The 6,521-nt window shown below is 72.8% G+C and carries 6 protein-coding genes; 3 read left to right on the top strand and 3 right to left on the bottom strand.

The annotated features are described in order from the left end of the window. Positions 1-66: 66 nt before the first annotated feature. Entirely contained in the window at positions 67-786 is a 720-nt protein-coding gene (locus tag GT045_RS25480) for a hypothetical protein (RefSeq protein ID WP_161335580.1), read from the bottom strand. Positions 787-1,130: 344 nt separating this feature from the next. On the opposite strand from GT045_RS25480, the gene glmS reads away from it, so the two are divergent. Next, positions 1,131-2,978 (top strand): glutamine--fructose-6-phosphate transaminase (isomerizing), encoded by a 1,848-nt coding sequence (gene glmS, locus GT045_RS25475; RefSeq protein ID WP_161335579.1) that lies wholly within the window; start codon positions 1,131-1,133, stop codon positions 2,976-2,978. A 73-nt stretch (positions 2,979-3,051) separates the two neighbouring features. On the opposite strand, the gene GT045_RS25470 is transcribed toward glmS, so the two are convergent. Together GT045_RS25470 and GT045_RS25465 are read right to left on the bottom strand one after the other, a co-directional pair. Further along, positions 3,052-3,402, bottom strand: a complete 351-nt coding sequence (locus tag GT045_RS25470) for a hypothetical protein (protein WP_161294454.1) — start codon at positions 3,400-3,402, stop codon at positions 3,052-3,054. Positions 3,403-3,526: 124 nt separating this feature from the next. Beyond that, positions 3,527-4,309, bottom strand: coding sequence for an SDR family oxidoreductase (locus tag GT045_RS25465; protein WP_161294452.1), 783 nt, complete (start codon positions 4,307-4,309; stop codon positions 3,527-3,529). 64 nt (positions 4,310-4,373) lie between these two features. Here GT045_RS25465 and GT045_RS25460 point away from each other — a divergent pair, with 64 nt between their 5' ends. Then, positions 4,374-4,745, top strand: coding sequence for a holo-ACP synthase (locus GT045_RS25460; RefSeq protein WP_161294450.1), 372 nt, complete (start codon positions 4,374-4,376; stop codon positions 4,743-4,745). Positions 4,746-4,798: 53 nt separating this feature from the next. Next, positions 4,799-6,232 carry an NAD(P)H-hydrate dehydratase gene (locus GT045_RS25455; protein ID WP_202529026.1) on the top strand — a complete coding sequence of 478 codons (1,434 nt, stop codon included), beginning with the start codon at positions 4,799-4,801 and terminating at the stop codon, positions 6,230-6,232. The last annotated feature ends 289 nt before the right edge of the window (positions 6,233-6,521 follow it).

Genomic DNA, 6,521 nt, shown 5'->3' with positions numbered 1-6,521 from the left:
GGGGGCGGGGGCCGGGGCATGGCGCGGAGGCGGGCGGTATCTCCCGCCCGCCCCTGCGCCCGGGCGTCAGTCGGTCCGGTCGTTGAGTCCTTCGTGGACGACCCACTCCGGGTAGCCGAACCGCTCACCGAGGGCGACGAATTCGTCGTAGCTGGTCTTCGGTACCGGCACGTTGTACGCCTTCATGGCACGCAGGAAGAATCGGTAGCCGAGGTCGGCGCATGCCAGGGCGACCACCTGCTCCAGTGCGGGGATCAGGCCGGTCACCGGCTTTCCGAGCGCAGGGGTCTGCGCTGCGAGGTCCAGTGACGCGGCCACGGGCCGCATCGCCCCGAGAACGGCCTGGCGGAGTGTCTCGTCCACCACGGGCTGGGGCGGCGGCGGCATGAACGCCGGATCGTCCTGCCGCACCCGGGCCAGCCAAGCCCCTTCGGCCTTCCGCAGCCAGACGCTGGTGCTCATGCCATGTTCCTCGGGGTCGAAGACGCCGTGGGTGGCGGCGACCCACACCTTGCGGATCGTCTCGTCGTCCAGCGCAGAGGACAGCAGTCGCTGCACGTCCTGGCTGAGTTGGACAGCCTTGGACCGGTCGAACTCATCGACCGACATCTCCGCGATCCACAGCCAGACCATGACGGGACCACCGTCTGGACGGGATTTGATGTACTCCCTGTAGTGGTGCTCCAGCACGATCCAGTGCGAGGCCAGCCAGGTCAGCCCGATGTCGGTCGTATAGGTGCCCTCGAGGAATCCGTCCTCAGCGTCGTCCTCACGATCGTCCGTCATGATCACCCCTTCAGGCAGGCGGTGTAGACGACCCATTTGCCAGGGTGTGCACGATTGCCCTTGCCGATGTACTTCAGCTGGACGACGACCCACCTGGAGGTGACCGCTTCCTTCTCAGCAGTCCGCTCGCCCGTCTCGACCCATTTGTATCCGGCCGGCCCCCACCGGTGTCGAGGTCTCGGACCTCCCAGGTGATCGTCTTGAGCTTCGTGGGCAGCGTGCTCTAGCGCCTCCCGGTCAGCGCGGGGCACATGTGCCCGGGCTTCCGCTGACCCGGCGGCGATTTCCGGTTTCGGGCACGCGGCGCCCCTTTTCGGCGGCTCCCGGATCGTAGGCTGCGCCACATGTGCGGAATTGTGGGTTACGTAGGATCACAGTCGGCGCTCGATGTCGTGATGGCCGGACTGAAACGGCTGGAGTACCGGGGATACGACTCGGCGGGTGTCGCCGTGCCGGCGGACGGCGGGCTGGCCTCCGCGAAGAAGGCCGGAAAACTGGTCAACCTGGAGAAGGAGCTCGTCGACCGGCCGCTGCCGACGGGCTCGACCGGCATCGGCCACACGCGCTGGGCCACGCACGGCGCCCCCACGGACGGCAACGCGCACCCGCACCTGGACAACGCGGGCCGGGTCGCGGTCGTCCACAACGGCATCATCGAGAACTTCGCGGTGCTGCGCGCCGAACTGGCCGAGCGAGGACACCGGCTGGACTCCGAGACGGACACGGAGGTGGTCGCCCACCTGCTGGCCGAGGAGTTCTCCTCCTGCGGGGACCTCGGCGAGGCGATGCGGCTGGTGTGCCGCCGCCTGGACGGCGCCTTCACGCTGGTCGCGGTGCACGCCGACGAGCCGGACGTGGTGGTCGGCGCCCGCCGCAACTCGCCGCTGGTGGTGGGCGTCGGCGAGGGCGAGGCGTTCCTGGCCTCCGACGTCGCCGCGTTCATCGCCCACACGCGCTCCGCGATCGAACTGGGCCAGGACCAGGTGGTCGAACTGCGCCGGGACGGCGTCACGGTGACGGGCTTCGACGGCACCCCGGCCGAGGTCCACTCGTACCACGTGGACTGGGACGCCTCGGCCGCCGAGAAGGGCGGCTACGACTACTTCATGCTCAAGGAGATCGCCGAGCAGCCCAAGGCGGTCGCCGACACCCTGCTCGGGCGCATCGACCCCTCCGGCTCGCTGACCCTGGACGAGGTGCGGATCAGCCCCTCGGAGCTGCGCGAGGTCGACAAGGTCGTCATCGTCGCCTGCGGTACGGCCTTCCACGCCGGCCTGATCGCCAAGTACGCCATCGAGCACTGGACGCGCATCCCGTGCGAGGTGGAGCTGGCCAGCGAGTTCCGCTACCGCGACCCGATCCTGGACGGCCGCTCCCTGGTCATCGCCATCTCCCAGTCCGGCGAGACCATGGACACCCTGATGGCGCTGCGCCACGCCCGCGAGCAGGGCTCCAAGGTGCTGGCGATCTGCAACACCAACGGCTCGACGATCCCCCGCGAGTCGGACGCGGTGCTGTACACGCACGCCGGCCCCGAGGTCGCCGTGGCCTCCACCAAGGCGTTCCTCACCCAGCTGGTCGCCTGCTACCTGGTCGCCCTGTACCTGGGCCAGGTCCGGGGCACCAAGTGGGGCGACGAGATCCAGGCCGTCATCAAGGACCTGTCCCGGATCTCGGAGGAGGTCGAACGGGTCCTGGAGACCATGGAGCCGGTACGGGCCCTCGCGCGGACGCTGGCGTCGAAGGACACGGTGCTCTTCCTCGGCCGGCACGTCGGCTACCCGGTGGCCCTGGAGGGCGCCCTCAAGCTCAAGGAACTGGCGTACATGCACGCCGAGGGCTTCGCCGCGGGCGAGCTGAAGCACGGTCCGATCGCGCTGATCGAGGAGGACCTGCCGGTGGTGGTGGTCGTACCGTCGCCGCGCGGCCGGTCTGTCCTGCACGACAAGATCGTGTCCAACATCCAGGAGATCAGGGCCCGGGGCGCGCGCACGATCGTGATCGCCGAGGAGGGGGACGAGGCGGTCGTCCCCTACGCAGACCACCTGATCCGCATCCCGGCCACGCCGACGCTGCTCCAGCCGCTGGTGGCCACGGTGCCGCTCCAGGTCTTCGCGTGCGAGCTGGCGACGGCCCGCGGCAACGAGGTGGACCAGCCCCGCAACCTGGCGAAGTCCGTGACGGTGGAGTAGGCCGGATCACCGCCGGCAAGCGCGAGGGGCGAACGGTCTTACGCCGTCCGCCCCTCGGTCACCCGTCAGGCGGTCACCAGTTGATGCAGGTCTTCGGGACCCAGCCGTCCTTCTTGTCGCCGCCGTAGTACCAGAGGTTGCTCGACTTGCCGCAGGCCTTGTACGAGCCGCCCTTGTACGCCTTGCCGTCGTTGCAGATGCCGCCCTTGCGGCCCTTGCCCCAGATGCCGACGGCCGTGGCCGACGTCTTCGGCGAGGTGCGGACGTTGACGGTCTCCTTGGCCTTGACGTTGACGATCGCCTTGCTGCAGTCGTGCGGCAGGGACGCTGCGGACGCGGTGCCGGCGGTGGCGACGGCGCCGGTGAACGCCGTACCGATCAGGGCCGCGGTGGTGAGCGCGGTGCCCAGAGACTTCAACTTCACGACAGTTTCCTCCCGTTGTGTGCGATGGCGACCGCCGCAAAGCGGATCACCGGTCGCCGGGCAGACTAGCGGAGCGGAAACCGGCCATGATCGCGGGGCCGCCCGGTCCGCGGACCCGGTGGCCTCAGTGGACGGAGAAGCCGCCGTCCACGTGGATCGACTGGCCGGTGACGTAACCGGAGGCGCGGCTCGCCAGGAACACCGCGGCGCCCGCGAAGTCCTCGGCGACGCCGTTGCGGCCGGTCATCGTCCGTGCGGCCAGAGCCGCCACCCGGTCGGGGTCGGACGACAGCCGTGCGTTGAGCGGCGTCATCACGAAGCCCGGCACCAGGGTGTTGCAGGTGACGCCGTACGGCGACCACGCCTCGGCCTGGGAGCGGGCCAGCGACTCCAGCGCCCCCTTCGAGACACCGTAGGCACCGCTCTGCACGAAGGCGCGGTGTGCCTGCTGGGAGGTGATGTGGATGATCCGGCCGAAGCCCCGCTCGGCCATGCCGGGGCCGAACCGCTGCCCCAGCAGGAAGGGGGCGTCCAGGTTCACCGCCATGGTGGTGTCCCACACGTCCTCGCCCAGCTCGCCCATGGGCGGCCTGAGGTTGATCCCGGCGCAGTTGACGAGGATGTCGGGCTCCCCGAAGACGGCCGCGGCCTCCTCGGCCGCCGCGCGCACTCCGTCCCGGGTGCTCAAGTCACCGCTCACCCAGGCCGCCCGGCAGCCGTCGGCCGTCAGCTCCTCGACCGTCGAGGCCAGTCCCTCCTTCTTCCGGGCCACCACCACGACCCGCGCCCCGGCCCGCGCCAGCGCCCCCGCGACGGCCCGTCCGATGCCGGAACTCCCCCCGGTCACCACGGCGGTCCGGTCGTCCAGCGAGAAGAGGTCGGAGAGATAGGCGCGCGACGAGGTCATGCCGGAAGCGTAGGTGACGTGGTGTCGCCGGAACCCCGCCGTCCCGGGTCGTAGGGTGCTCGGCATGAGCATCATCGGGGTGGGCATCGATGTCGCCGAGATCGACCGGTTCCGTGCGTCCCTGGAGCGCACACCGGGGCTCGCCGGCCGCCTGTTCGTGCAGCGGGAACTGCTGCTGCCCAGCGGGGAGCGGCGCGGATACGCCTCGCTGGCGGCCCGGTTCGCCGCCAAGGAGGCCCTGGCCAAGGCGCTGGGCGCGCCGCCGGGGCTGCAGTGGACCGACGCCGAGGTGTACGTGGAGGACACCGGCCAGCCGCGGCTGCGGGTGAGCGGCACCGTCGCGGCGCGGGCCGCGGTGCTGGGCGTGCGGGCCTGGCACGTGTCGCTCAGCCATGACGCCGGTGTCGCCTCGGCCGTGGTGGTCGCCGAGGGCTGACCGGCGGGCGGTCCGGGTGTGGCCGGTGCGGGTTCGGGGGCAGACTCGGAGCCATGCGTACTGCGTACAGCGTGGAGACGGTAAGGGCGGCCGAACGGGCGCTGATGGCACGGCTGCCGGAGGGCGCGCTGATGCAACGGGCCGCGGCCGGGCTGGCCGCCGCCTGCGCCGACCTGCTCGGGCGGGTGTACGGCAGCCGGGTGGTGCTGCTGGTCGGCAGCGGGGACAACGGCGGGGACGCCCTGTACGCGGGGGCCCGGCTGGCCCGGCGCGGCGCCGGGGTGACGGCCGTGCCGCTGACTCCCGACCGGGCCCACGCCGGCGGGCTCGCGGCCCTGCGGCGGGCGGGCGGCACGGTCGTCGCCCCGGACGCCGCCGAGGAGCCGATCCTGCGAGCCGACCTGGTGGTGGACGGCATCGTCGGGATCGGCGGCACGGGCGGGCTGCGGCCGGAAGCGGAGCGGCTCGCCGGTGTGGTGGAGCGGTCCGGCGCCGCCGTCGTCGCCGTGGACCTGCCCAGCGGGGTCGACGCGGACACCGGCCGGGTGCGGGGTGCCGCGCTGCGGGCCGACCTGACCGTCACCTTCGGCACGTACAAGCCGGGCCTGCTGGTGGATCCCGCGCGCGAGTACGCCGGGGTGGTGCGGCTCGTCGACATCGGGCTGGAACCGCCGGCCGCCGACGCCGAGCTGGAGGCCCTGCAACACGCCGACGTCGCACGGCTGCTGCCGGCGCCGGCGGCGGAGAGCGACAAGTACCGGCGGGGGGTCGTCGGGATCGCCGCCGGGTCGGCGCGGTACCCGGGGGCCGCCGTGCTGGCCGTGTCCGGGGCGCTGCGCGGCGGGGCCGGGGCCGTACGGTACGTCGGGCCGGCCGGGGACGCGGTCCTCGCGCGCTTCCCGGAGACCCTCGTCTCCGACGCCGGACCCGCCAAGGCCGGACGGGTGCAGGCGTGGGTGGTCGGACCGGGCGCCGGGGACGACGCGGCGGCCGTGGCCGAGGTGCTGGACGCGGACGTGCCGGTGCTGCTGGACGCGGACGGGCTGCGGCTGGCCGAGCGGGACGCGGTACGGCGGCGTACGGCGCCGACGCTGATGACGCCGCACGCCGGTGAGGCCGCCGCGCTGCTCGGCGTACGGCGGGAGGAGGTCGAGGACGCCCGGCTCGCGGCCGTACGGGAGCTGGCGGCGGTGTACCGGGCGACCGTGCTGCTGAAGGGGTCCACGACACTGGTCGCCGGCTCCGGGGGCGGGTCGGTGCGGGTGAACGCCACCGGGACGCCGTGGCTGGCCACGGCGGGCAGCGGGGACGTGCTGTCCGGGCTGGCCGGGTCCCTGCTGGCGTCGGGGCTCGGGGCGGTGGACGCGGGCAGCGCGGCGGCGTACCTGCACGGGCTGGCAGGCCGGTTCGCGGCCGACGGCGCACCGGCGGGCGCGCATGACGTCGCGTCACGGATCCCCCAGGCATGGCGGGACGTGACCGACTGAGCCCCCCTCGCACGACCGGTCTCCCCGAGTCCGGGGCGCCGGCGACCAGCGTGCCTGCGTCCAGGGTGCCTGCGTCCGGGGTGGCTGCGTCCGGGGTGGCTGCGTCCGGGGTCCCTGCGATCGGGCGGGTTGTGGCCGGGTTCCCCGCGAATTCCCGTGAGCAGGGTGGCGGCGACGGTGGTGCCCGCGTCCGTGGGGCCCGCGTCCGGGTTGCCGTGAGCGGGCGGGGCGTGGCCGGGGGCTCTTCGGCCGGCTGGATCGCGTTCGGTGTCACCGGCCGGGCGGGGCG

Origin of the sequence: Streptomyces sp. SID486 (assembly GCF_009865385.1) — a bacterium.
Lineage (GTDB): Bacteria > Actinomycetota > Actinomycetes > Streptomycetales > Streptomycetaceae > Streptomyces.
This window is presented reverse-complemented; position numbering and strand designations above follow the sequence as displayed.

Excerpts from the sequence above, each read along its gene's own strand:
- GT045_RS25480 (WP_161335580.1), bottom strand. The coding sequence starts at position 786 with ATGACGGACGATCGTGAGGACGACGCTGAGGACGGATTCCTCGAGGGC.
- glmS (WP_161335579.1), top strand. The coding sequence starts at position 1,131 with ATGTGCGGAATTGTGGGTTACGTAGGATCACAGTCGGCGCTCGATGTC.
- GT045_RS25465 (WP_161294452.1), bottom strand. The coding sequence starts at position 4,309 with ATGACCTCGTCGCGCGCCTATCTCTCCGACCTCTTCTCGCTGGACGAC.
- GT045_RS25460 (WP_161294450.1), top strand. The coding sequence starts at position 4,374 with ATGAGCATCATCGGGGTGGGCATCGATGTCGCCGAGATCGACCGGTTC.
- GT045_RS25455 (WP_202529026.1), top strand. The coding sequence starts at position 4,799 with ATGCGTACTGCGTACAGCGTGGAGACGGTAAGGGCGGCCGAACGGGCG.